The 23,831-nt window shown below is 61.1% G+C and carries 19 protein-coding genes; 6 read left to right on the top strand and 13 right to left on the bottom strand.

Translation table 11 applies throughout. The annotated features are described in order from the left end of the window. Positions 1-287: 287 nt before the first annotated feature. From ABD819_RS07940 to ABD819_RS07930, 3 genes are all read left to right on the top strand, one after another. Positions 288-731 carry an HYC_CC_PP family protein gene (locus tag ABD819_RS07940; RefSeq protein WP_345122842.1) on the top strand — a complete coding sequence of 148 codons (444 nt, stop codon included), beginning with the start codon at positions 288-290 and terminating at the stop codon, positions 729-731. Between the two features lie 98 nt (positions 732-829). Continuing rightward, the gene (locus ABD819_RS07935; protein WP_345122840.1) at positions 830-3,226 is read left to right on the top strand and encodes a TonB-dependent receptor; all 2,397 of its coding nucleotides are present in this window, start codon (positions 830-832) and stop codon (positions 3,224-3,226) included. 76 nt (positions 3,227-3,302) lie between these two features. Further along, entirely contained in the window at positions 3,303-3,671 is a 369-nt protein-coding gene (locus tag ABD819_RS07930) for a heavy-metal-associated domain-containing protein (protein ID WP_345122838.1), read from the top strand. Between the two features lie 61 nt (positions 3,672-3,732). On the opposite strand, the gene ABD819_RS07925 is transcribed toward ABD819_RS07930, so the two are convergent. The 10 genes from ABD819_RS07925 to ABD819_RS07880 all read right to left on the bottom strand — a co-directional run bounded on the left by ABD819_RS07925 (position 3,733) and on the right by ABD819_RS07880 (position 14,745). Beyond that, positions 3,733-4,473, bottom strand: coding sequence for a fatty acid desaturase (locus ABD819_RS07925; protein ID WP_345122835.1), 741 nt, complete (start codon positions 4,471-4,473; stop codon positions 3,733-3,735). A gap of 116 nt (positions 4,474-4,589) precedes the next feature. Then, complete coding sequence (locus ABD819_RS07920) at positions 4,590-5,441, bottom strand: 4-hydroxy-3-methylbut-2-enyl diphosphate reductase (RefSeq protein ID WP_345122833.1); 852 nt, start codon at positions 5,439-5,441, stop codon at positions 4,590-4,592. A 128-nt stretch (positions 5,442-5,569) separates the two neighbouring features. After that, positions 5,570-6,043 carry a hypothetical protein gene (locus tag ABD819_RS07915; RefSeq protein WP_345122831.1) on the bottom strand — a complete coding sequence of 158 codons (474 nt, stop codon included), beginning with the start codon at positions 6,041-6,043 and terminating at the stop codon, positions 5,570-5,572. A 248-nt stretch (positions 6,044-6,291) separates the two neighbouring features. After that, positions 6,292-7,134 carry a phytoene/squalene synthase family protein gene (locus ABD819_RS07910; RefSeq protein ID WP_345122829.1) on the bottom strand — a complete coding sequence of 281 codons (843 nt, stop codon included), beginning with the start codon at positions 7,132-7,134 and terminating at the stop codon, positions 6,292-6,294. 147 nt (positions 7,135-7,281) lie between these two features. Continuing rightward, positions 7,282-8,739 carry a phytoene desaturase family protein gene (locus tag ABD819_RS07905; protein ID WP_345122964.1) on the bottom strand — a complete coding sequence of 486 codons (1,458 nt, stop codon included), beginning with the start codon at positions 8,737-8,739 and terminating at the stop codon, positions 7,282-7,284. 221 nt (positions 8,740-8,960) lie between these two features. Then, positions 8,961-9,515, bottom strand: coding sequence for a sigma-70 family RNA polymerase sigma factor (locus tag ABD819_RS07900; protein ID WP_345122827.1), 555 nt, complete (start codon positions 9,513-9,515; stop codon positions 8,961-8,963). A 332-nt stretch (positions 9,516-9,847) separates the two neighbouring features. Then, on the bottom strand, positions 9,848-10,747 hold the full coding sequence (locus ABD819_RS07895) for a MerR family transcriptional regulator (RefSeq protein ID WP_345122826.1): 900 nt from the start codon (positions 10,745-10,747) through the stop codon (positions 9,848-9,850). 36 nt (positions 10,748-10,783) lie between these two features. Beyond that, positions 10,784-11,308 (bottom strand): sterol desaturase family protein, encoded by a 525-nt coding sequence (locus ABD819_RS07890; protein WP_345122824.1) that lies wholly within the window; start codon positions 11,306-11,308, stop codon positions 10,784-10,786. Positions 11,309-11,435: 127 nt separating this feature from the next. Further along, positions 11,436-12,242 (bottom strand): enoyl-CoA hydratase/isomerase family protein, encoded by an 807-nt coding sequence (locus ABD819_RS07885; RefSeq protein WP_345122822.1) that lies wholly within the window; start codon positions 12,240-12,242, stop codon positions 11,436-11,438. A gap of 220 nt (positions 12,243-12,462) precedes the next feature. Beyond that, on the bottom strand, positions 12,463-14,745 hold the full coding sequence (locus ABD819_RS07880; RefSeq protein WP_345122820.1) for a ComEC/Rec2 family competence protein: 2,283 nt from the start codon (positions 14,743-14,745) through the stop codon (positions 12,463-12,465). Positions 14,746-14,872: 127 nt separating this feature from the next. On the opposite strand from ABD819_RS07880, the gene ABD819_RS07875 reads away from it, so the two are divergent. Then, positions 14,873-15,799 carry a phytanoyl-CoA dioxygenase family protein gene (locus ABD819_RS07875; RefSeq protein ID WP_345122818.1) on the top strand — a complete coding sequence of 309 codons (927 nt, stop codon included), beginning with the start codon at positions 14,873-14,875 and terminating at the stop codon, positions 15,797-15,799. 19 nt (positions 15,800-15,818) lie between these two features. Here ABD819_RS07875 and ABD819_RS07870 read toward each other — a convergent pair whose 3' ends face one another. Together ABD819_RS07870 and ABD819_RS07865 are read right to left on the bottom strand one after the other, a co-directional pair. Beyond that, on the bottom strand, positions 15,819-16,253 hold the full coding sequence (locus ABD819_RS07870) for a GNAT family N-acetyltransferase (protein WP_345122816.1): 435 nt from the start codon (positions 16,251-16,253) through the stop codon (positions 15,819-15,821). Positions 16,254-16,385: 132 nt separating this feature from the next. Then, positions 16,386-17,474 (bottom strand): PhoH family protein, encoded by a 1,089-nt coding sequence (locus ABD819_RS07865; protein WP_345122813.1) that lies wholly within the window; start codon positions 17,472-17,474, stop codon positions 16,386-16,388. 122 nt (positions 17,475-17,596) lie between these two features. On the opposite strand from ABD819_RS07865, the gene ABD819_RS07860 reads away from it, so the two are divergent. Beyond that, positions 17,597-18,367, top strand: a complete 771-nt coding sequence (locus ABD819_RS07860; protein ID WP_345122811.1) for an SAM hydrolase/SAM-dependent halogenase family protein — start codon at positions 17,597-17,599, stop codon at positions 18,365-18,367. 206 nt (positions 18,368-18,573) lie between these two features. On the opposite strand, the gene ABD819_RS07855 is transcribed toward ABD819_RS07860, so the two are convergent. After that, the gene (locus ABD819_RS07855) at positions 18,574-19,746 is read right to left on the bottom strand and encodes an alpha/beta hydrolase (RefSeq protein WP_345122809.1); all 1,173 of its coding nucleotides are present in this window, start codon (positions 19,744-19,746) and stop codon (positions 18,574-18,576) included. A 249-nt stretch (positions 19,747-19,995) separates the two neighbouring features. Between ABD819_RS07855 and ABD819_RS07850 the strand changes: the two genes are divergently transcribed. Beyond that, entirely contained in the window at positions 19,996-23,646 is a 3,651-nt protein-coding gene (locus tag ABD819_RS07850) for an alpha-amylase domain-containing protein (RefSeq protein WP_345122807.1), read from the top strand. Positions 23,647-23,831: the final 185 nt, after the last annotated feature.

Raw genomic sequence — 23,831 nt, 5'->3', positions numbered from 1 at the left:
GTATGAACAAATGTACGGGAAGCCAATGGGAAATCAACCACGATTTACCATTTCTTACCACAAATACAAAATAGCCGCCACGCTGCTTAAAAGCAGCTTTTGATTGGTTTTGGAGGTATGGCAGCTAGCAGCAGGTGGGCATGAATTTGCTGTGAGCGCCAAAACGACAGCATCAGCAATGTCAGTAGTGCTTCCGGAAACGCACGGTTGCTGGCCGGAAATTGCACGCTCCCGGCCCGGGTTTCACACCCCATTGCCTACCGCTGGGGCTTACCTTTGTAGCCGCTATGCGTCCCCATTCTCTGTTCCGTCGTTCCGTCAGTTTGCTGCTGGCCGTGCTGGTGCTCATCACCTCAGTGGGCTTCACGGTGCAGCGGCTGACCTGCCGTATGAGCGGCCTCAGTAGGATGGCCGTATCGGTAACGGGTCAGGCCGACCTGCGCGGCTGCATCGGCGGCCGGACTCCGGCCACTCCTGCGGCTAAGGACGATTGCTGCGATTTCAGCAAGCAGCTGCACAAGCTGTCGGTGCCCGCCCCCGAGTTGGCCGCCAAAATTCTACTGCCCGCCCCACTGCAGGCGATAATGGGGCCCTCAGCCCTGGCCTGGCCGGTATCGCCAACGGTCACGCTGCTGACCAATGACAGCCCGCGCTGGTTCGCGGCCGACTCATCCCCGCCCCCGCGCGGCGGCAGGTTGCTGCTGGCATTTGCCTGCACACTAGTAGTTTAGGTTTTCTGAAAAAGCCCGTTGTCAGCAGATGACACGGGGCCAAAAAGATGCTGCCTGCCAGCGACTTTATTTTCAGAAATACTTAATTTACAGACGATATGAAATCCACATGCGGAAGCCTTCCGCTATTGCCATTGGTAATGGTGGCGTTGGTGAGCCTGCGCCCGGGTGCGGCAGCGGCCCAGTCATCGGCCATTGCGCCGGTGCGGGGCGAGGTTACAGAAGCGGGCAAAGGCACTCCCCTACCCGGCGCGGTGCTGCGCTGGCTCAATGATGCACCCGATGCAAACGCGCCGGTGATTACCACTAATTCTGACGAAGCGGGCCGTTTTACGCTGGTTCGACCGGCGCGGGCGGCTTCGCGGCTGGTGGTGCAGGCGCTGGGCTATCGCCCCGATACGCTGGTGGTGGCCGCCACCGGCGCACCGTATTTGCGGGTGGCCCTGCGTGCTGGCCAGGAGCTGGGCGAAGTAGTCGTGACGGCCCGGGGCCCCGCTTATTCGGCACTCACCCCGGCCAACGTGCAGGTGATTTCGAGCCGGGACCTGACTAAATCGGCCTGCTGCAACCTGGCCGAGAGCTTCGAAACCAACGCCTCGGTGGAAGTGACGACTTCGGATGCGGTGTCGGGGGCTAAGCAAATTCAGCTGCTTGGCCTGGATGGCAGCTACTCGCTGCTGACGGTGGACAACCAGCCGGCCCTACGCGGACTGGCGGCCCCCTACCGCCTGGGCTACCTGGCCGGGCCGTGGATTGAAAGCATTGAAATTATCAAGGGCACGGGCTCGGTGGTAAATGGGTACGAAGCCATTTCGGGGCAGGTGAACGTGAAGCTGAAAGAGCCGGATAAGACGGACCAGCTGCTGTTCAATATGTACGGCAACGACCTCGGCAAATTCGATGTCAACCTGAATGCCTCGGCGCGCATCAACCCGAAGTGGAGCACGGTGCTGCTGCTGCACACCGACTACCTGGGCAACCGCGTGGACCGCAACAACGACCAGTTTCTGGACCTGCCGCTGGCCACCCAGTTCAACGCTTTTAATAAGTGGAAGTACCTGTCGGGGCGCGGCCTGGTGAGTGAAGTGGGCCTGGGCGCGCTGCGCGAAACCCGGCAGGGCGGCCAACTGGGCTTCCGCGACACCGGCGACGCGGCGTTCCGGCAGCATTACGGTACCACGCAGGCCACCACCCGCTACACCGGCTACGCCAAAACCTCCTACACCTGGCCCTCGCGCCCGTTCCAGAGCCTGGGCCTGCTGCTGAGTGGTACCGACCACGACTTCACCTCACGGTATTCGTACGGCTACCAGACTTACCACGTCGACCCCGACCCCACCCGCCCGCCCTACCTCGTTAGCAATCGCACCTCGCGCCGCTACGACGGCAGCCAGCGCACCGGCCTGGCCACGCTGCTGTTTCAGAGTGCGCTTGGCAACACGGCGCACGTGTACCGCACGGGCCTTAGTTTTCTCTATGATGACTATAAGGAGCTGTTGAGCGACGGCCGGACCTACCTCACCGAAACGCCCGCCGAGGCGTATGCCCGCGAGCACCGCGCCCGCCGCGAGCTGGTGCCCGGTGCCTTTGCCGAGTATACCTACCAGAATAGCCGCAACCTGACCGTGGTAGCCGGCCTGCGCACCGACCGCCACAACCTCTACGGCTGGCAGGTAACGCCCCGCCTGAACCTGAAGTACGACGTGGCCAAAAACACCGTGCTGCGCCTGGCCGCCGGCCGGGGTTTCCGCGTGGCCAACCCCATTGCCGACAATGCGGCCATGCTGGCCAGTGCCCGCGAATTTGTTATCGGCCCCAACCTACGCCCCGAGAAAGCCTGGAACGTGGGCGGTAGCGCCACGCAGTATTTCACGGCGCTGGGCCGCCCGGCTACGTTCATTACCGACTACTATCACACTGATTTTCAGAACCAGGTGGTGGCCGATATGTACACTTCGCCGAGCCTTATTGAGATTAATAACCTGGTGCCCGGCGGCCGCTCCTTTTCCCGCAGCCTCCAGGCCGAGCTGCAAATTGAGCCGCTGAAAGGGCTGCAAGTGAAAGGGGCCTATAAGTACCTCGCCGTGCGCACTACCTACGACAATATTTTATTACCCAAGCCCCTCACCCCCGCTCATCGCGCTTTTCTAAACCTGGGCTACGCCAGTGCATTTGATAAGTGGCGCGGCGATTTCACGGTGCAATGGTTTGGGCAACGGCCACTGGCGCACGTTTCCAGCGCGCATGCGCACGGCTCGGGGCAGGAATACACGCCCGAAATGGCCCCGCGCTACGCCGCCCTGAATGCCCAGGTTACGCGGGCCTTCAAGCGGCTGGAGCTGTATGCTGGGGTCGAGAACCTGACCAACTACCGCCAACCCAACCCCATCGAAGGTGCGGCGACCCCGTTTGGGCCGACTTTCGACGCGGCCATGGTGTGGGGACCGGTGTTTGGCCGTCTCACCTACGGAGGGCTGCGCTACCGCATTGAGTAGCGAGTACTAATCGCATTTAACCTTTTTCGGCAGCAATTTTGTTACAGCTGCCATACCTACTACCTAACCCAATTTCATGAAATTCCTCCTCGCCCTGCCCTTATTCGCTTTGTTGCACCTCTCCCCCAGCATCCAGGCCCAGACTGCGCCGGCTGCGGCCAAAGCATCGGGCACCACTACGGCCCAGTTCAAAACTTCGGCGGTGTGCGACATGTGCAAATCGCGCATTGAGAAAAGCCTGGCTTATGAGAAAGGCGTGCAAAGCGCGGTTCTTGATGTCCCTACTCAAATTGTCACGGTGACGTACAAAGCCGATAAAACGTCGCCCGAAGCGCTACGCACCGCCGTGCAGAAAACCGGTTACGACGCCGATGAGCTAACTGCCGACGCCCGTGCCTACAACCGCCTGCCGGACTGCTGCAAGAAGACCAACGCCGTTCACTAAGCATTGGTAACCAAACGAAGAAGGCCCCGTTCGATGACGAACGGGGCCTTCTTCGTTTGGTTTACTTGGTCTGCCACAGCCGCCACCACGGTAGATACGGCTGGTCGTGGTGCTCGTAGTGATAGCCGAAGAAGTAGCAGCTCACAAATGCCCACAGGTGGTGCCGGAACTGGCTGCGCGACCGGTGCAGGTTATCGGCCGCGTGTTCGCCGCGGTGCGGCAGATAGGTTCCGAAGAAGAACAGCTGGAAAGTAGCCAACACGGCCGGCACCATCCAGAAGGCGATGACACTGGCTTGCGGAAAGAACAGCTTCAGCACGTTATAGGTCGCGGCCATCAGCAGTACCTGCCACCAAGTCACGTAGTTCCAGGCGAAGCGCAGGAACCAGGGCAGGAAGCCGGGGTGGTTACCGTCGTGATAGTCAGGGTCGTCTGAGGTGCCAACGTGGCGGTGGTGGGCGTGGTGCTTGGCCAGCATGCCGGGAAACCAGTTGTAGGCAAACAGGCCGGCGGCCAAAGTCCCCAGGGCGTTATTCAGCCGCTTGTGCGGGCTTACTACGCCGTGCATGGCATCGTGGGCGGTGATAAAAAGTCCGGTGTAAAGGTGGGTTTGCAGCAGGACCAGCAGGTAGGGCGCGGGCGAGTGCCAGTTGGGCTGGTAGCTACTGAGCAAAAACGTCAACAGGCTCGCCCACGCCAGCAGCACCAGCAGCGCCACGGCCACGCCTTTGCCACCTATCGGGGCGGGAGCAACCCGGCGCGGCGCAACAAAGGCAACAGTTGATTCGGTGGCTGTTAGCATCAATCGACAATAAATAGTGTGGCCCCGGCGGTGGTGTGGCTGCGGTGCGCCTCGGCCCAGCTGGTAACGCCAAACGGTAGGTCGGTTATTTGCATGGGTCCGCGCTCGGGTCGGTTCTACAAGCTCAGCAGCCGGTCGCGCACCTGCTCCATCAGCCACATGGGCGTGCTGGTGGCTCCGCAGATGCCCACCGACTGGCCCGGCTGGAACCAGGTGGCGTTGATTTCGGCCACGTTGGAGATAAAGTGGGTCTGCGGATTAGTTTCGAGACACACCTGATAGAGCACCTTACCATTCGAGCTTTTGGTGCCCGATACGAACACAATCTGGTCGTACTGGGCGGCAAAGCGACGCAGGTCCTTGTCGCGGTTGCTCACCTGCCGACAAATCGTGTCGTTGGCATTCACCTGATAACCCCGCGTTTCCAGCTGGTTCTTGATGTTATAAAAGCTGTTGGTGCTCTTGGTGGTCTGACTGTATAGGGTGATGTTTTCGGGCAGCTCGTGGCTAAGTAGCTCGTCAAGATTCTCAAATACCACGGCATTGCCGCTGGTCTGGCCCAGCAGGCCGAGCACTTCGGCGTGGCCGTGCTTGCCGTAGATGAAGATTTGCTCCTTTTTATCGTAGCTGGTTTTGATGCGGTTTTGCAGCTTGAGCACCACCGGGCAGCTGGCATCAATCAGCGTCAGGTTGTTCTCCAGGGCCATTTGATAGGTGGCCGGAGGCTCGCCGTGGGCACGTATCAGCACGGCTTCGTCGCGCAGCTCGGCCAGCTGCTCGTGGCAGATGATGCGCAGCCCCCGCGCCTCCAGGCGCTGTACTTCTTCATCATTATGCACGATATCGCCCAGGCAATACAGGTACCCTTGCTCATCGAGCAGGTCTTCGGCCATCTGGATGGCGTATATCACCCCAAAGCAAAAGCCAGAGTTGGGGTCGATTCGGACGCTGAGCGATAGTTGAGGCATAGGCCTGAGTAACCAGTAACCTGCCCGCAAGGTTGCGAGCTACAGGCCGGGCCGCCTAAAATACGGTGATAGAACTTAATCCAGCTTGTCCTCCCCCACCTAAGCACCCATTCCCGGAGGCAGCACTGCTACTCTTTCACCTTGCTAAGGCGTTGGGCGTCATCGTCGCTGACGTGGCCGCGCTCCACCAAAAAGTCGCGCACCGTGCGGAAAGCGTCCGCATCCAAACCCGACCCAGGGTGGCTCAGGGCAGCGCTCAAGAGCATTCCCTTATCTTCATCTACGTGCTTGCTCAGACCCAGGAAGGCGGGCAGGTTGCTTTCCACCGAGAAGCGCAGGAACCGGATTTCGGGGTTCTGCGGGTCGAGGCCCACGGCTTGCTCGAAGGTTTTGGCGGCGTCCTGCACGTAGGTGAGCTTGTTGAACATCGACGCGTCGCGGGCCCGGATGGCCTCGGCCGCCGCTTTGTAGGCCAGCACCAGCGCGTCGCGGTCTTTGTAGTCGGCCAGCAGCTTGTAGAATTTTTCGCCGGCAGACTTGTCAGCAGCGGCCAGCTCATAGTGACGGCGCAGGATGGCGGGATGAAAAGGGGACGATGACACAGGCGTTGAAACAGAAATGAATGAAGAGGGGAAAACGGCCCCAACGGCCGGCGCGCAGGCAGTGGAAACGGGCTGAACAATTCCGCCCGTCACTTGCCCGATTCCTGGTGAGCCAGTTACCGGCGCAGCCGTAAAACCGCACCCAATGGCCGACAAAAACACTAAACTGAGAATCCTCATAGCGACAAAATTACAGCGCAACTACGCATCGCCTACGTCCCTGGCAAAAGCCGTGCGCAAAATTCGGCTTAGATGCGCGAGAGTCGGTAGCGGAAATACGACCCCAGCAGCAGCAGCAGCTTGGTATTGTCGGGCACGCGCACCCGCTCACCCAGAATGCGGGCGGCCGTCAGCTTCTTAATCTTGTAAAAGAGCTTCAGGTAATACACATAAGCCAGGTATACGCCCAGCTTGGCCGAGGGCGGCAGCTGCTGAATGCCCGCGTAGGCCGCCTCAAAATCAGCTTTGATGTCGGCTTCAATCTCGCTCTTGGTCGCGTCGCTGAAGTGCTGGTATACCACGCCGGGAAAGTATACGCGGCCCCGCTCCTCGTAATCGGACCGGATATCACGCAGGAAATTCACCTTCTGAAACGCCGAGCCCAGCCGGCGGGCCGGCTCACGCAGCCGCTCAAACATGGCCGTGTCGCCGTCGCAGAAGATGCGCAGACACATCAGCCCCACCACTTCGGCCGAGCCGTAGATGTACTCCTGATACAAGCCGGGGTGGTAGTTCTGGTCCTCCAAATCGAGGGCCATGCTGTGCAAAAAGGCCTCGATAAACTCACGGTCAATCCCATAGCGCCGCACCACGTGCTGAAACGAATGCAGCACCGGGTTGAAGCTCAGGCCCGTATCCAATGCCTCGTAGGTCTGGCGGCGGAAGTCCGCGAGTAGCACGGCTTTGTCGTGGTCATGAAAAGTGTCCACGATTTCATCGGCCCAGCGCACGAAGCCATACACGGCGTACACCGGCAAGTGCAGCTGCTCATCAAGCGTGCGAATGCCGAGCGTGAACGAAGTGCTGTAGCGCCCCGTGATGAGCTTGCTGCACGCCAGGCTGGTGTCGGTGAAGAGTTTAACGTGGTCCATATATGAATCTCCAAGAACGTCATGCTTATCTGGTGTCCGCGTAGCCGAAGCATCTCGCTCGTAGAAGTAATCAACTCCGTAGAACGATTAATTTACTGCTGCACGCGAGATGCTTCGGCTGCGCGGACACCAGATAAGCATGACGTTCTACTTAATTTCCTTTAAAACTTCCCCCGCCACTACCTGCCCCGAAATGAGTGACGGCGGCACGCCCGGGCCGGGCACGGTAAGCTGGCCGGTGAAATACAAATTACTGACTTTTTTACTCTTCAGCGTGGGCTTCAGAATGGCCGTTTGCTTGAGCGTATTGGCCAAGCCGTAGGCGTTGCCTTTGTAGCTGTGGTAGTCGGCGATGAAGTCGCGGTGGGCGTAGCTGCGCTTATACACCACCGCGTCGCGGATGGGGTGACCGCAGTGGCGTTCGAGGCGGTCCATTATCAGGTCGTAGTAGCGCTCGCGGGTGGCCTCGTCATCGGTCAGGTCGGGGGCCACGGGAACGAGCAGGAACAGGTTTTCCTGGCCTTCGGGGGCTACCGTGGGGTCGGTTTTGCTGGGCACCGAGGCGTAGTAGAGCGGCTTGGTGGGCCACTGCGGCTGCTCATAAATCTCGCGGGCGTGCTGGGTCAGGTCCTCGTCGAAAAACAGGTTATGGTGGCGCAGCTTGTCGAGCTTGCGGTTCACGCCGAGGTAGAACAGCAGGCTCGACGGGGCCATGGTGCGCGAGTCCCAGTACTTTTCATCGTAATGCCGAAACTCGGGTTTCAGCACCTGCTGCTCGATGTGATGGTAGTCGGCCCCGGCCACCACGGCATCGGCCGCGAAGAAGCCATTGGCCGTGCGGACGCCGGTGCTGCGGCCGTTTTCGACCACAATTTCGGTCACTTCCTCATTATACGCAAGCTCTACGCCCTGTTCCTCGGCCAGGCGCACCATGCCTTCCACAATCTTGTGCATGCCGCCCTTGGGGTACCAGGTGCCCAGCGCGAGGTCGGCATAGTTCATCAGCGAATAGAGCGCGGGCGTATTTTCCGAAGTCGCGCCGAGAAACAGGATGGGGAATTCCACCAGCTCCAGCAGGCGCGGGTCTTTGAAGAACTTGCGAACGTGCTTATACATGCTTTGCAGCACGTCCATGCGCACCACATCGACCAGCAGTTTGGGGTCGGCAAACTCGAAAATTGAGCGGCTGGGCGCGTACACCAGCCGGTTGACGCCCACTTCGTACTTATAAGCCGCCTGTTTCAGAAACTCGTCGAGGCGGGCGGCGCTGCCGGGCTCGTAGCGCTCGAACAGGGCCCGCAGCTCGCTCATTTTGGCCGGAATATCTACCGCCTCCGGCCCTTTAAAAATCACCTGATACGACGGGTCGAGCCGTTCCAGCTCGTAATAATCGGAAACTTTCTTACCGAACCGGGCAAAGTATTTCTCGAAAACATCAGGCATCCAGTACCAGCTCGGGCCCATGTCGAAGGTGAAGCCCTGGGCGCGGAACACGCGGGCCCGGCCGCCGGGGCCTTCGTTTTTTTCGAGGATGGTGACGCGCCAGCCGGCCTGCGCCAACGTGGTAGCGGCCGCCAGCCCGGCAAATCCGGCTCCGATAACCACGGCGTGTTTGGGTGAGCCCACCGGCAGCGTCGTGGCAGCACTAATGGCGGCGTTGACAGCAGTGGTAACAGCGGTGGCGGCGATGGTGGCGGCGGACGAAGACAAAGGCAGGAGCAGATATAGTGAATGAAACGGCGAAGTACGCCTAAAAAAAGGGCCGCCGGCCCCGCGCCGCAAGTGCAGCAGCAAGGGCCGGCGGCCACCGCGCGGGCGCGGGCAAACTAGTCATCAAGGGTTTCGGCAGCCTCGCTACCGGCCGAAGCGCCCACCGGCGCATACACCTGCAAAGCCGCTTTCAAATCCTTACGGGCAATGTGAATGCGGTTTTTGACGGTACCGATGGGAATTTGCAGCTTCTCGGCAATCTCCATGTACTTGTAGCCGATGTAGTACATCATAAACGGCGTGCGGTAGTCGGTGCCCAGGCCGGCAATGGCCTCGTTGATGTCGCGCACCACAAAATCGGACGTCGCCCCATTGTGGGTGATGTAGTTCTGGTCGGTATTAAAATACTGAAAATACTCCGTACTGTCAATGTTGGAGCTGCGCTTGGTAATCTTGTTGTAGTTGTTGATGAAGGTGTTGCGCATAATGGTATACAACCACGCCTTCAGGTTGGTACCGGCTTTAAACTTGTCCTTATTAAGAAGGGCCTTCAGGAGGGTTTCCTGCACTAGGTCCTTTGCGTCATCAGCGTCTCGCGTCAAATTCATGGCGGCGGGCCGGAGGGTGAGCGAAATCTTCTGCACTTGCGAGGTGAATTCGAGCGAAGTCATGCTGTTTAGCTTTTCGTGGCCGATAGTTAAACAAATATACGAGCCAACCGCGAAATGGGACGGCTTCGGCCGAAAGAATTTTACTCGGCACGCCTACTTCTTCTCCATAATCGCGTTAATCTACACCCAGCAAAGGTTTTGTTTGGCTGGCGGAGGGTGACCTGCACGTTATCATTTTGTGAAGCTGGCACACCAGTTAGCAGGTGGAGCACCCCGAATTTTTAATTCGGCCCGTTTGCCCGATTCGGAACCGCGTTTTTTACCGCCCAGACGAGCCGAATTAAAAATCCGGGGTACTCGGCCAACGGCCTCCAGCCAACTCAAATAGCTTCTTATGCCGCTACGGGCTCCTTTTCCAGCGTGGACACCAACGCCAAAAAGTCAGTCATCAGCACCGGGGCCACGCAGTTGGGCGGTAGCACCAGCCCTTCCTGCCGCGCCAGCGGGCCATATAGCACCACCAGCTTGCCGGGGCACTGCGCCGAAACTTCCTGCGCGAACTCGGCTACCCGGCCCCGCTCGGGTTGCAGGGTGAGCACGGCTACTACGGCATCGGGCTGGTAGGTTTCGCACACGACTCCCAGCTCCTCAGTGGGCATGTTCTGGCCAAGGTAGAGGGTGTGCTGGCCGCGCAGCCGCAGGGCGTAGTTCATAAAGAGTAGTGCCAGCTCGTGCAGCTCATCGATGGGTAAAAACAGCAGCCAGCGGCGCGCACTGGTGGGCACGCCGGGCAGGGCATCGGTAGCGGCCAGCATTTTCTGGCGCAGCAAGTGCGACATCATGTGCTCCTGGGCCGGGTTCACGGCGCCAGCCAGCCACATCAGCCCAATGCGCTGGAGCAGCGGATAGGCGATGTAGAGCATCATTTTTTCGAAGCCCATGCGAGCCGTGGCCTCGCTGAACAGGTGGTTGATGAGAATTTCATCGAACCCGAGCATGGCGGCCAGCAGGGCATTCACCTGGAGGTGATAGTCGTGGCCGTCGTCGCAGCAGGCCAGCACCGCGGCATTTATTTCTTCGTCGCTGAGGCGGGCCACCTGCGAAATGCGCTGGCCCCGGCCGCACAGCGTAGCCACGTTGAGCAGGCGTCGCAGGTCTTCCTCGCTGTACAGGCGAATGTTGGTGGGCGTACGCACGGGTTTCAACAGGTCGTAGCGCTGCTCCCACACCCGAATAGTGTGCGCCTTGATGCCCGATAGCTGCTCTAGGTCGCTGATGGAAAAGTGGCCCATTGAAGTAATTAAAAATTATGAATGAAGAATTAAAAATTAGCGAGCGGCCTCTTTTTTACTGAGTTCCGCATCGGAATCATTTTTAATTTTCTCTTTTTTAATTTTTAATTGCTTCCTAGCCAGCGTAAGGTATCTGGGCGACACCCACAGCAAGCCAAACTCGGCCGAACCGTCGCGGCCCTTGGTTTTGTGGTGCGTTTTGTGGGCCATGTTGAGCGCCCGCAGATAGGTATTCTGCGACTTTTTCCAGAACCGCAACCGGCCGTGAATCAGCACGTCGTGCACAAAAAAATACACGGTGCCGTAGGCCGCAATGCCCACGCCTACCCAAAACCACCAGCGCCCCCCACTGTCACCGATGACGAACAGCCCGGCCGAAATGGCTCCGTAAATCAGGAAGAATAAGTCGTTGCGCTCCACCGGGTGCGGGTGCCGCACGTGGTGCGAGCGGTGCAACACCCACAGCGGCCCGTGCTGCACGAACTTGTGCATGAACCACGCCCAGAACTCCATGAAGCCGAACGTGGCGAGAACAATACCAATGGCGGCCAGTGCAGTCATGCGGAAGTAACCGAAGCGGGAAAAGGTTGTTTGGAATGGACGCGAAAACGCCGTTTCGTCCCTGGAAATTCCGGGAACGGAACGGCGTTTCGGTTTTTATTTGGCTACAAAGAAACGGGTTTTCGCGCTACCAACCAATTTTCTCCTTGCTCAGGAACGCGGCAATGCCTTTGCGGCAATCCTCGGAGCCGCGGGCTTCGGCGTTGCGCTGGGCGGCGTAGCGCAGGCCTTCTTCGAGGGCGAGCTCGGGCAGGCGGGCCAGCATTTCCTTGGTCACTTCCATGCTCTGGCCGGAGTTTTCGCGGCACAGGCGCTGGGCGTAGGTGCGCACGTTGGCCGCCAGCTCTTCTTTCGGGGCCAGGAAGGTGATGAGGCCCATGTCGAGGGCCGTTTGGGCCGAAACAACGTCGCCGGTAAGCAGCAGCTGCTTGGTGCGGGCTTCGCCGATTTTGCGCAGCAGAAACACGCTCACGATGGCCGGCAGAAACCCGATTTTGACTTCGGTGTAGCCGAATTTGGCCTCGGGCACGGCAAAGGTGAGGTCGCAGATGGCGGCCAGGCCGCAGCCGCCGGCCAGGGCGTGGCCCTGCACCTGCCCGATAACCACCTTTTTAAGGGTATAAATCTGGTGAAAAAGCTGCATGAGGTGCGTGCTGTCTTCCAGGTTGTCGGTGTAGCCAAAGCCTTGCAGCTCCTGGATGTAGGCCAGGTCGGCCCCGGCGCAGAACACGTCGCCGGCCGCCCGCAGCACGATGACCTTGGCAGCATTGTCGTTTTCGGCAAACTCAAAGGCTTGCTTCAACTCCGTAACCACGTCGGCGTTGAGGGCGTTGCGCTTGTCGGGGCGGTTGAGGGTGATATAACCGATGCGGTCCTGGGCTTCGTACTGAATGTAGCGAAGAGCTTCGAGTTCGGAGGTGAGCAGGTTTTCCATAAGGAGCGGGTGAGGGCGCGGACGGATGGGTACAGCAAGGATGCCCCGAGAGGTGAAATGGTGGCATCCGTTGCGGCAATTAACGTAAAAAATGCCCGGACGGTCTGCTGAACTCGACCAAACCCCGGCCGCGCCAGCCGAAACCGGCTGGCAACCGGACCGTTGGCCATTTTGGGCTAACTCGCAAGAAGCCTGCTGGTGGTTGCCCGACCGGCCCCGCTCAGCGCCGGGCAGCCAATGGCGGGGTGCAGCGAAAGGCTCCTTGCGCCGTGACGTCCCAGGTGCGGAAGCCCCGGGCCCGCAGCAAAGAATCCTGCCGGGCTACGTACCAGATTTTGCAGGACGAGTCGAACACGACCCGCACCCGGGGGCCAAATACGGCCGCCACGGTTTCGGGAGCGATGCGGGCATTGCGGCGCAGTACCAGCACATCGATAGGCGCGGGCTGCGTAGCCGACGAAATGCGGCTGGCCACGAAGCCGATGCGCAGGCCGCGCCAGCGGGCCAGCACCACGGGGCCGGGCCTGAAATAAAGCGTTGGGTTGGCGCTGTCGCGGTCAGCGAGGCGCTGCACGGGCACGGTGCTGCCGCGCCAGCCCACGCGGTAGGCCGTGCGCCGCGCCGCCCGCCGGATGATGCCGGGCAGCAGGCGGTAGGTGCGCTCGGTTTCGGTGAGGGGCAGCGAGTCGGGCGTGACGAACTCGGCCGCCGCGCCCTGCCAGAAGCCCACCGCCGAGCGGCGCGGAATGCTGTACACGATAAATTCCTCCGTCGGGGCCACGGCGCGGGCCTCGGCCACCCGGCTGCCAGCATAGCCCAGCAGCACCAGGGCCATGCCGCGCAGCCAGCCCAGGTGCCGGGTATTGAGCCAGGCCAGGCCGGTGCCAATCAGGCCAAAGAGCAAGACCGTTTGCAGGGCCGAAACGTGAATATCCCGGATAACCCAATTCGCCATCAGGCGGCTAATCAGGAAGATGTATTCGTTGAAGGCCCACACCATTTTTTCAAATACAAAGGCCACGAGCCGGGGTAGCAAATCGAGCCACCACGCCGCCCCGGCCGGGAGCAGCGCCCCGATGCCGGCCGCCAGCCCTTTCAGCCCCAATAGCGCCAGGCCCACGTACACGGCCCCGCTCGAAATGGGCACGGCCACGAGGTTGGAAAACAAAAAACTGAGCGGGAATTGATGGAAATAATACAGGCCCAGCCCGAACGTGGCCACCTGCGCCGCCAGCGACAGCGCCACGGCCTGCCACACTTTATCCAGAAACCAGCCGCTGCCCCGCCAGGCCCACTGCACCGGCCGGGCCTGCCAGGGCCGCCGCCGGGCGTAGAAAAAAGCTTCCACATCGACCCAGCGCGCAATGCGCGGCTGCACGTACACGATGCTGAGCACCGCCAGAAACGAGAGCTGAAAGCCCACATCGGCCACCAAAAACGGGTTCCAGACCAGCAAGCCGAAGGCGGCCACGCCCAGCGTATTGAAGATGGAATCCTGCCGGTTCAGGGCCCGGCCAATGATGATGACGGTGAACATGACCGTGGCCCGCAGCACCGAGGCCGACAAACCCGTCAGAAACGCATAGCTCCAAATCACGGCCAGGCCCACCAGCGCCGACCACAGCCGGAACCCCTTCACCCGCCCAAAAAGCACCCGCAGCAGCCACGACATGGCCGCAAATAGCAAGCCCACCTGCAAGCCGCTCACGGCCATAATATGGGTGGTGCCGGTGGCGGTGTAGGCCTGCTTGGTGGCCAAATCCACGTCGTCCTTAATGCCCAGTACCAGCGCGGAGGCAATGGCATACTCCCGCCGGGCGGTGATGTAGTGCCGAAAAACGCCATCGAGCTGCGCGGCCGCCCGCATGCTCAGGGCCACCAGGTAGTTGGGCGGGGCCAGCCGTAGTATCCGGTACTGGTCGGGGTGAATGTATTGCTGGTGATAGACTTGCCGGTACTCCAGGTAGCGGGCATAGTCGAACTCGCCGGGGTTCAGCGGGGGCTTGCTGAGGTCGGGCCGCCCCCGGATGAGCCACACCTCGCCGTAGCCCGGCTGCGCGATGCCGGCCACCCGCGGCAGCGACACCCGCACCCCGCCGGTGGCCGCCCGCCAGCGGCCGGCCACGCGCACGGCCTGCACCCGCAGGGTGGTGGCAAAAGTGGCGGCCCGCACCACGGTAGCCTCGTCCACCACGGCCTGGTAGCACTCCACTTTGTCGGCGAACCGGGAGAGGTGGTCGGCGCGGCGGCTTTCGGTGGCCCGCTGGGTGAGGGTGGCCCCGAGGGCCACGATGGTGAGCAGCGACAACACCCCGGCCGCGTCCGTGAGGGCGGGCTGGCGCTGGCGCACGCTCCAGAAAATAAGGCCCATGCTTAGCCCGGCCAGGCCCACGGTAGCCGGCCATAGCTCCGGCCACGCCGCGCCGAAATACAGGTAGGCCACGATGCCAATAATCAGCGCCGGCGTGTAGCGCACAAAGGGAAAGGTGGCCCAGGTAGTCATGAAATGGCAGAAGCAGGAAAGCGTAGCGGACTGGCAATGTAGCGGTTTGGCCACATACTCTGATGGCCGAAGTGCGGGGCGCTGGGCCGCGATAGTATCTTGGAGGCTCCAAACCCTGCTTTGCCCCATGTTTTCCTTTCTGCGCCGCCTCAAGCTTAGCTACGCCGCCTACAACGTGTTTCAGCGCCGGCGGCTGGCCCACAACCTGCCCATCTACCAAAAGCTGGGGCTGAAAAAGCAGTACTTCTCCCCCATCAGTAGCCGCGACTTTGCCCACTTACCGGCCAGAGCGGGGCTGCCACCGGTAGCGTCTTTGGCCGGGCGGTTGGCAGTAGTGCCGGCTTTTCGGGCGCTGCCGGCTGCCAGCCAGGCCAGCCTGCTGGCATTTGAGGAGAATGGCTTTGCCATTCTGCCGGGCTTTTTGAGGGTTGAAGCCGTCGACGGAATCAATAAGGAGCTCGCCGGACTCATTGCCAGCCAGCAAATCAGCCTGCGCTACCGCAACAAGTTCATGTTTGCTTTCCGTAAGTCGGCGCGCATTCGGGCGGCGGGCGAGGGAGCTTTGCGGGAACTAGTAGCCGCCCTGCTGGGCCATGAAACCAGGCTCTTTCAAAGCATCAACTTCCTGACCGGCAGCCAGCAGCGCACCCATTCCGACAGCATTCACATGAGTACCTTCCCGCTGGGCGGTATGGCCGCGGCCTGGGTGGCGCTGGAAGATATCACGCCCGGCAACGGCCCGCTGCACTACTACCCCGGCAGCCACCAGCTGCCCTACTATCTCAATGCCGACTACCAGAACGAAGGCACCGAGTGGCTCATCGGCGACAAGGAATACGAAGCCAACATCGCCCGCAAAATCACCGAAGCCGGCATCGAAAAGCAGGTTTTCCTGGCCCGCAAAGGCGACGTCTTCATCTGGCACGCCAACCTGATGCACGGCGGCGAACCCCACCTCGACCCGGCCCAGACCCGCAAAAGCATGGTGTTTCACTACTTCAGCCAGGCCCACATCTGCTACCACGAAATAACCCAGCGGCCGGCGCTAATGTAGCGGTGTGCCTGTGACAGCGCTACCCCAGCACCATTTTAAAGTGCTGAATATTCGCCTCCTCAAACATCTCCCCCTCCTTACGGAATCCGTGCCGCTCATAAAACGGCACGGCCCGCAGCTGCGCGTTCAAATACACCTCGGCATCGGGCAGCTCGGCCCGCACATCGACCAGCACGGCGTGGAGCAGCGCGGCCCCGATTTCCTGGTTGCGAAAGTCTTCGAGCACGGCGAAGCGCTCCAGCTTCACGCCGTTTTCGGTTTCACGCCAGCGGGCGGCCCCGGCGGGCGTGCCGTCGTCGGTGCGGGCCAGGTAGTGGCGGGCATCGGTGCGGTCGTGGAAGTCGTTTTCCAGGGTAGCGGGTACGCCCTGGCCTTCCACAAAGACTTTTTCACGGATGGTGAAGGCGGCGTCGAGGTCGCGCAGGTCGGTGACGCGGTAAGCGGTGGCAGACATAGGTCAGGGCAAAAAATTGTCATCCTGAGCACTGCGAAGGACCTTATCCCGAATTAAACGGATTAGTAGTAACTAAATCGTCTAATCGGGACAAGGTCCTTCGCGGCGCTCAGGATGACAGATGGTTAATAGTTACAGTGGCTGCTCGTGGTTTACCGGCAGGTCCATTTCGGGGTTGGGCAGGCCGGCGTCCTGCTGCTCGCGCAGGCGGCGCTCGTGCCGCTCGTCGCGGCGCGGAATGCCGTTGGCCTGCGCCTGACGCATGGTTTCTTCGGTATCAAACTGGTCGTACGCCTCCACGATTTCCTTCACCAAACGGTGGCGCACCACGTCCTCGGACGTCATCTCGACGTAGCCGATTCCCTGCACGTTTTTCAGGATATCCATGGCCTGCATCAGGCCCGATTTCTGGCGGGTGGGCAGGTCAATCTGGCTGCGGTCGCCGTTCACCATCACCTTGGCGGTGGGGCCCATGCGGGTCAGAAACATCTTAATCTGGCTCGGCGTGGTGTTTTGGGCTTCGTCGAGCAGCACAAAAGCGTTGTTGAGCGTCCGGCCGCGCATGTAGGCCAGCGGGGCAATTTCGATGATTTTATTTTCCTGGTAAAACTTCAGCTTTTCGGCCGGAATCATGTCTTCCAGGGCATCGTAAATGGGCCGCAGGTAGGGGTCCACCTTGTCCTTCATGTCGCCGGGCAGGAAACCCAGGCTTTCGCCGGCCTCCACCACGGGGCGCGAGATGATGATTTTCTTCACCTCCTTGTTCTTGAGCGCGCGCACGGCCAGGGCCACCGAAATATAGGTTTTGCCCGTGCCGGCCGGCCCCAGCGTGAAGGTGAGGTCGTGGGCCATCACGGTATCCACCAGCTTTTGCTGGTTGGGGGTTTTGGCTTTGATAACGCCGCCTTTGGCCCCGAAGAGAATTACGTCGGGCGAGGCGGCCAGCACCCGGCCCTCGGCCTCTTCGGAAGTGGCGGATAGGTACTGGTTCACGGTTTTTTCGGTAATCTGGCCGTATTGGTGGTAGTGCTCGATGAGCGAGGATAGCAGGTCGTTGATGCGGGCAATGACTTCCGTCTGGCCCTGGATTTTGATTTCGTTGCCGCGGCTGATGATTTTGGAGCCGGGAAAAGCGGCGGCCAGCTGGCGGATATTCTGATTGTCGGGGCCGAGGAAATCGACCAGAGACATGTTTTCGAGGGTGATGATTTTTTCGACCAAGTTGGGAGAGAGGGGGGAAAAAAGTAGGTGGACAAGAAACAGCCCGTTTTCACCTTAAACCGGCTATTTTTGTCCCGGTTCGAGCGAATGAACAATACTACGAAAAACTACGGAACACAGGCATGGGATTGATTACGCTGCTGACAGATTTTGGCTACCGCGACCATTACGTGGCGGCACTCAAGGCGCGGCTGCTGCACCTGGCCCCCACCACGCTGGTGGTCGATATCAGCCACGGCATCGAACCCTTTAACATCCCGCACGCCGTTCACGTTCTCCAGGCTGTGTTCCGGGATTTTCCAACGGGCACGGTCCACCTCATCGGCGTGGCCGACCACGGGGCGGGCCCCGAGCCGGGCTGGCAAATAGCGTTGTTTGAGGGCCATTATTTCGTGGCCGGCGACAACGGCATTCTGGCGCTGCTCTGCGCCGGGGCACCCGAGCAGCTGGTGGCCCTGCCCGCCGCCGTCAGCTCCTCCCCCACCCGCGACGTGCTGCTGCCGGCCGCCGTGGCCCTGGCCCAGGGCACGGAAATGGCCAGCCTCGGCCCCGAGGTCATCGATTTTCATCGCCTCAACAATCGTCAGCTGCGCCTCCAGGACCACCGCATCACTGGTCACGTGGCCCACGTCGACCACTACGGCAACCTGATTACCAATATCTCGCGCACGGCCGTAGAGGCCGTGGGGCACGGCCGGAGTCTGGCCGTGCATTTTGGGCGCGATGTGGTGCGGGAGCTGCACCTACACTTTTCGGCCGTGGCACCCGGCGAGGCCGTAGTCATCTTCAACAGCCAGGACTACCTGTGTTTGGGCATCTGCCAGGGCAATGCTTCCGAGCTGCTGGGCCTGCACTTCGACTCGCAGGTAGACGTGCGGTTTGCGGCGGAGTAGTTTGAAGCCGCTTGTCATTGCGAGTGGAGCGTAGCACGGCAATCCGTCCTCTCGATGCGCTAAGCTTTGGGTTGTGGCAAGTCCTTTATTTCGACACAAAAAAGCCTCGACACTACGCAGTGCCGAGGCTTTTCACATTATCAGGTGTCTGGTATTGCGAGGACGGGTTGCCGCGTTCCGCTCCGCTCCACTCGCAATGACAGTTCCTACTTCAACGCCCCTTTCAGGTCACTTACCGCTACGCCCTGGGCTTCTTTCGCTTCGGGCACTACGGCGGCCATGCCGAAAAATTCGTGGGTTGTGCCGTTGTAGAGCTGGTAATTAGTTTTCACGCCCGCGGCGCTAAGCTTGTCGGCCAGGGTTTTGCCTTCACTCATCAACGGGTCATATTCGGCCGCAATAATGGTAGTGGGCGGCAGGCCTTTCAGATTAGCCGCCACGAGGTTGATGCGGGGGTCTTTGCCGTCGGCGGGCGTACGCAGGTAGTTCTTGAAGAACCAGCCCATGCCGGCCTTATTGAGGGGCGCGGTTTCGGTATTGGCCTGGTACGAAGGCGTGTTCATGTCGTAGCCGGCGATGGGGTACACCAGCACCTGGTATTTTGGCAGGGCCACTTTGCGGTCGCGGGCCATCATGCTCACGGCGCAGGCCAGGCCGCCACCGGCACTTTCGCCCACCACAGCCACCTTATTCACGTCTCCCTTAATGCTGACGGCGTTTTTCAACACCCACTGGTAGGCGGCAAACGAGTCGTCGTGGGCTGTCGGAAACTTATGCTCCGGGCCCTGGCGATAAGCCACCGATACCACGACGGCACCGGTTTTTTCGCACAGCGCCTGGGTCGAGGCCCCGTAGGTATCGAGGTTGGCAATTACCCAGCCGCCGCCGTGGTAATACACGATAACCGGGTACGGGGCCGTGCCGCCCTTGGGCGTGTAGATACGGGCCTGCACGCCGGGCATGAGGGTTTTGCTCATCGTATCGCAGTTCATGGGCGGCATGGGCATGTTGTTAGCCTGCATCAGCTTGGCCACGGCATCGGCCGGGCTGGGCTGCTGGCGGGCCTGCACGGCCGTGAGCTCGGGCAGGGGCTTATTTTTGAAACTCATCAGCTGCTCGATAACGGCCTGCATTTCGGGCTTGATGTTGGGGCCCCAGGCGGGCTTGGCCCCGGTGGGCTTCACGGCGCTCATGCCATCGGCCGAGGCCGTTACGGCCGAGCTATCAGAGGCTGCATTGGTTTCGCCGGAAACGACGGTGGCTGTTTTATCAGCTTCGGTGGCGGTGGGCTGGCTGTTGCAGCTGCTGAGTAGCAGGCCACCGGCCAGGACGGGAACGGTGAGCCACGCAAAGGCTGCCGAATGGGAGAAAAACTTCATTTTAAAGAACTGGTAAAGTATGAAAGTAAAAGGAACAAATGTTTTGCCGTAGGTTTACGGTGAATACTTAGCAGGGTTGGCAGAAGCTGTTCATTCATAACCAAATACCTCATTGCTGAAGCAGGAAAATCCGTTGCATGCGCAAACCTTAGCACACTCATCAGTAGGATTTTAACTTGTTTATCAGATTGAGATGCTGTAAATTCGCTGTTCCTGTTCCAACCTAACTATTTTTGCTTCCGCAACCCGATGAGAAAACGCTACGCGCTGCTGGCATTGCTGGTGCTGGCCCAACTGGGCAGCTATGCGGCCCACGCCCAAACCACGGTTAAAAAGGTGGTGCTTCAGGCTTTCTGGTGGGACTATTACAACGGTACCTACCCGCTGAAATGGGCCGACTACCTCACCGAGCTGGCCCCCCGCCTCAAGGGCATGGGCATTGACGCGGTCTGGATTCCGCCCACGCCCAAAAACGGCGGCACGAACGGGGTCGGGTACTCGCCCTTCGACCATTACGACCTCGGCGACAAGTTTCAGAAGAACGACACGCGGACCCGCTTCGGGACCAAGGACGAGTTTCTGCGCATGGTGGCCGTGATGCACGCCAACGGCATCGAGGTGATTCAGGACATCGTGCTGAACCACATCGACAACGCCGGGGCCGGCAACGGGGCCGGGGGGATAGACCCCAACTCGTATTCGGTGCAGAGTGGCAGTGGGTACAAGAATTTTCGCTATTCGTGCTTCGCCACGCCCGTGCCCCAGACCGGGGGTGAAAACGCCCCGGAGTACCTGGAACGCCGGGGTCGCTGGTCAAAAAACTACACCAACTTTCACCCCCATCTCGGACACAACTCGATAAGCGGCGCGATGGCCGAACCCATGTTCGGGGCCGACTTCTGCTTTGGCGACGACGGGGGCGGGGACGGCTACGGCCCCAGCACCAACGCCACCTACAACCCGACTCAGAATGCGGGCTACTCCCGCGATGAGGCCCGTAAGTGGATAGTGTGGTTGAAAAAGCAGACCGGGGTCGACGGCTTCCGCTGGGACGCGGTGAAGCACTTCAGCTACCCCATTCAGCAGGATTTGAGCTTCAACCTGAAATACAGCGCCGGCTGGGCCAACGGCGGCGAAGCCATGTTCAACGTGGGCGAGTACGTGGGTGGCAAGAGTGACCTCGATGGCTATACCACCACGGTAAACGCCCAGAACAGCGGCAATGACTTCCTGTTTGGCACCTTCGATTTCGGCCTGCGGGAAGGCATCTACAGCATGACCCAGGGCAACGGCTTCTTCAATGTCGGCTCTCTGCCTGGCATCCAGCAAGACCAGCGTGTGGCCTACTACGCCGGCTCCAACACCTACGTGCATCGCACGGTGCCTTTCGTGAATAACCACGACACCTTCCGGCCCCAGCTCAACGGCTCCGGCAATTACATCGGCTGGAACACCAGCTCGGAGCTGGCCCCGCACATCGACCCGTTCAACACCCGCCTGTCCATTGCCTACGCCGTGGCCCTGGCGATGGACGGGGCGCCGCAAATCTTCTTCGAAGACCTGTTCAACGTGAGCAACGGCCAGCGCTACGCCCACGAGGCCACCAGCACGACCAGCCTGCCGGTTCGCTCCGACCTGGAAAACCTCATCTGGTGCCACCAGAACCTGGACTTCAAAAACGGGGCCTACAAGGTCCGTTTTCAGGCCCCGGACCACCTCATCATTGAGCGCAGCGCCCGCGCCATCATTGGCATCAATGACTCCGAGAACGACTGGAAACTGGATTTCGTGGACTCGGATTTCGCGCCCGGCACGGTGCTCAAGGATTATTCCGGGGCCAATGGCAACGATACGTACACCGTACCCAACGACCGGCGTGTGCGCATCAACACGCCACCCTGCAATGGCAGCGCGGCGGCCGGCCGCCGCGGCTACTCGGTGTGGGCCCCGGTGGGGCAGGACAACGACGGCTACCAGCCCGCCCTCCCCACGCTCACCACCCAGGAGTGGGAAATGGCCGACGACCTCGGTGACCTGAACTGCAACAGCCTGGGCCAGGGCGGGGCGTTGCCCAGCAACTCGACCAACACCCGGCTGGTGGGCAAAATCTACGTTCAGGCTGGCCAGCCGGTCAGCTACAACCTCTTTCCCGAGGCCGGCGGCAACACCCGCAGCCTCACCATCGGGGTGTATGACCTGCGCGGCCAGCTGCTGAGCAGCGCCAGCGGGACCACCGCCGCCACGGGCAGCTACACGCCCGGCACCACCGGCTGGCTGGCCCTGAAAGTCCGCAACACCACCGCCACCGTGGCCGGCCAGCGCTGCTTCGTGAAGGCGAGCTACACCGCCCCCACCGCCGTGAACACCCGCACGGTCCCGGCCCCCACCAACGAGGTGGCCATCTGGACCAGCAACGACGCCTCGGCCGACCCCGCCGACTGCCGCAACTGGGAAAACGGCGTGACGCCCACCGCCAGCACCGACGTGCTGATTCCGGCCGGTACCAGCTTCGCCCCCAGCCTGGCGGCCGGCACCCTGGCCGCCCGCAACCTCACCGTGGAAAGCGGGGCCAGCGTGACCCTGGCCGTCGGCACCACCCTGCGCGTGAGCGGCAACGTAGCTGCCGCCGGCACCCTAGCCGGCCCAGGCACCCTGGAGCTGAACGGCAGCACCGAGCAAACCATCAGCACGGGCAGCAGCGCGGCGCTGGCCCTGAATAACCTGACCATCAACAACGCGGCCAATGTCCGCCTGCTCAGCCCCGTGAGCGTGAGCGGGGCGCTGGCTTTCACGGCCGGCCGGTTGGCCCTTGATAATCAGAACCTGACCCTGGGCACTGCCGCCACCGTGACCGGGGCCGATGCCAGCCGCTACGTGATAACGCCCGACGTGGCGGCCACGGGTGGCTTCGTGGTGCGGCCCGTGCCGGGCGATGGCTCGGCCGTGGCCTTCCCGGTGGGTACGGCGGCCTCCTTCACCCCCCTCACGCTGGCCAACAGTGGCACCGGCACCACGTTCCAGGTCCGCACCTTTAGTGGCCTGTTCACCAACGGCACCAGCGGCGCCCCCTACAGCCGCACCGCCGAGTTCGTGAACCGTACCTGGGAAGTGACGCCCGCCCTGGCCACCGGCCCGGTCGTGGCCCTGAGCCTCCAGTATGGTGCCGCCGAGCGGAATGCCAGCTTCGTGCCCAGCCAGGCCAAGGTTTACCGCAACCGGGGCGGCGCGGGTGAAATCTGGACCGAGCTGGGCCGCGCCACCGTCACCGGCAGCGGGCCGTTCGTCGCCACTTACGCGGGCATCAGCTCCTTCTCAAAATTTGCCCTCGGCAATAGCAGTACGCCGCTCCCGGTCACGCTCACCCGCTTCGAGGGCCGCCGCGCCAGCGTCGGCACCGTGCGCCTGGACTGGGCCACAGCGCTGGAAAAAGACAATGCCGGCTTTGACATCGAGAAGTCGGCCAATGGTAAAGAATTCCGCCGCCTGGCCACCGTGCCGGCGCGGGGCGGCAGCCAGCCCACCGCCTACACTTACCACGACCTCGACGCGCCCACCGCCGCCTACTACCGCCTGCGCCAGCGCGACTTCGATGGCAGCATCAGTTACAGCCCGGTGGTATTCGTATCGGCCACCGCCAGCCCCTACGTGGTACTGCCCAACCCCAGCCAGGGCGATGCCGTGCAGCTAGTGGGCGGCCCCGCCCTGGCCGATGACGCACCGTTGCGCCTCACCCTCAGCTCCGTATTGGGCCGCACGCTGCTGGCCCCCGCGCCGGCCCCGCGCGCGGCGCTGGCCGAACAGCTCAGCACCTTCCTGCGCCAGGCCGCGCCGGGCGTGTACGTAGTCACGCTCACCGGCCCCGGTGGCCTGCCCCAGCGCCTGCGCGTGGTGCGGGAGTAGTTTTGGTTTACTGCCGTTACGCAGTTGCTGTTGAAGCAGGAGATTTTGTTCCTGCTTGCTCGTTCCTGGTTGCTCGTTCCTGGTTTCTGGTTGGCAGTCGATAATCAACCAGAAAGTAGCAACCGGAAACAACCCACTACTCCAGCGGCACGAAGGACCTCGCGTTACAACAGCTACTGCAATTT

The organism is Hymenobacter antarcticus (assembly GCF_039539545.1).
GTDB lineage: Bacteria > Bacteroidota > Bacteroidia > Cytophagales > Hymenobacteraceae > Hymenobacter > Hymenobacter antarcticus.
Note: the sequence above shows the minus strand (reverse complement) of the source record. Positions and strands in the feature narration are given on the sequence as shown.

What these genes read in the sequence shown, in the direction of transcription:
- ABD819_RS07885 (WP_345122822.1), bottom strand. Translation starts at nt 12,242, where the DNA reads ATGGAAAACCTGCTCACCTCCGAACTCGAAGCTCTTCGCTACATTCAG.
- ABD819_RS07940 (WP_345122842.1), top strand. Translation starts at nt 288, where the DNA reads ATGCGTCCCCATTCTCTGTTCCGTCGTTCCGTCAGTTTGCTGCTGGCC.
- ABD819_RS07900 (WP_345122827.1), bottom strand. Translation starts at nt 9,515, where the DNA reads ATGACTTCGCTCGAATTCACCTCGCAAGTGCAGAAGATTTCGCTCACC.
- ABD819_RS07850 (WP_345122807.1), top strand. Translation starts at nt 19,996, where the DNA reads ATGAGAAAACGCTACGCGCTGCTGGCATTGCTGGTGCTGGCCCAACTG.
- ABD819_RS07895 (WP_345122826.1), bottom strand. Translation starts at nt 10,747, where the DNA reads ATGGGCCACTTTTCCATCAGCGACCTAGAGCAGCTATCGGGCATCAAG.
- ABD819_RS07860 (WP_345122811.1), top strand. Translation starts at nt 17,597, where the DNA reads ATGGGATTGATTACGCTGCTGACAGATTTTGGCTACCGCGACCATTAC.
- ABD819_RS07875 (WP_345122818.1), top strand. Translation starts at nt 14,873, where the DNA reads ATGTTTTCCTTTCTGCGCCGCCTCAAGCTTAGCTACGCCGCCTACAAC.
- ABD819_RS07935 (WP_345122840.1), top strand. Translation starts at nt 830, where the DNA reads ATGAAATCCACATGCGGAAGCCTTCCGCTATTGCCATTGGTAATGGTG.
- ABD819_RS07930 (WP_345122838.1), top strand. Translation starts at nt 3,303, where the DNA reads ATGAAATTCCTCCTCGCCCTGCCCTTATTCGCTTTGTTGCACCTCTCC.
- ABD819_RS07910 (WP_345122829.1), bottom strand. Translation starts at nt 7,134, where the DNA reads ATGGACCACGTTAAACTCTTCACCGACACCAGCCTGGCGTGCAGCAAG.
- ABD819_RS07890 (WP_345122824.1), bottom strand. Translation starts at nt 11,308, where the DNA reads ATGACTGCACTGGCCGCCATTGGTATTGTTCTCGCCACGTTCGGCTTC.
- ABD819_RS07870 (WP_345122816.1), bottom strand. Translation starts at nt 16,253, where the DNA reads ATGTCTGCCACCGCTTACCGCGTCACCGACCTGCGCGACCTCGACGCC.
- ABD819_RS07920 (WP_345122833.1), bottom strand. Translation starts at nt 5,441, where the DNA reads ATGCCTCAACTATCGCTCAGCGTCCGAATCGACCCCAACTCTGGCTTT.
- ABD819_RS07855 (WP_345122809.1), bottom strand. Translation starts at nt 19,746, where the DNA reads ATGAAGTTTTTCTCCCATTCGGCAGCCTTTGCGTGGCTCACCGTTCCC.
- ABD819_RS07880 (WP_345122820.1), bottom strand. Translation starts at nt 14,745, where the DNA reads ATGACTACCTGGGCCACCTTTCCCTTTGTGCGCTACACGCCGGCGCTG.
- ABD819_RS07925 (WP_345122835.1), bottom strand. Translation starts at nt 4,473, where the DNA reads ATGCTAACAGCCACCGAATCAACTGTTGCCTTTGTTGCGCCGCGCCGG.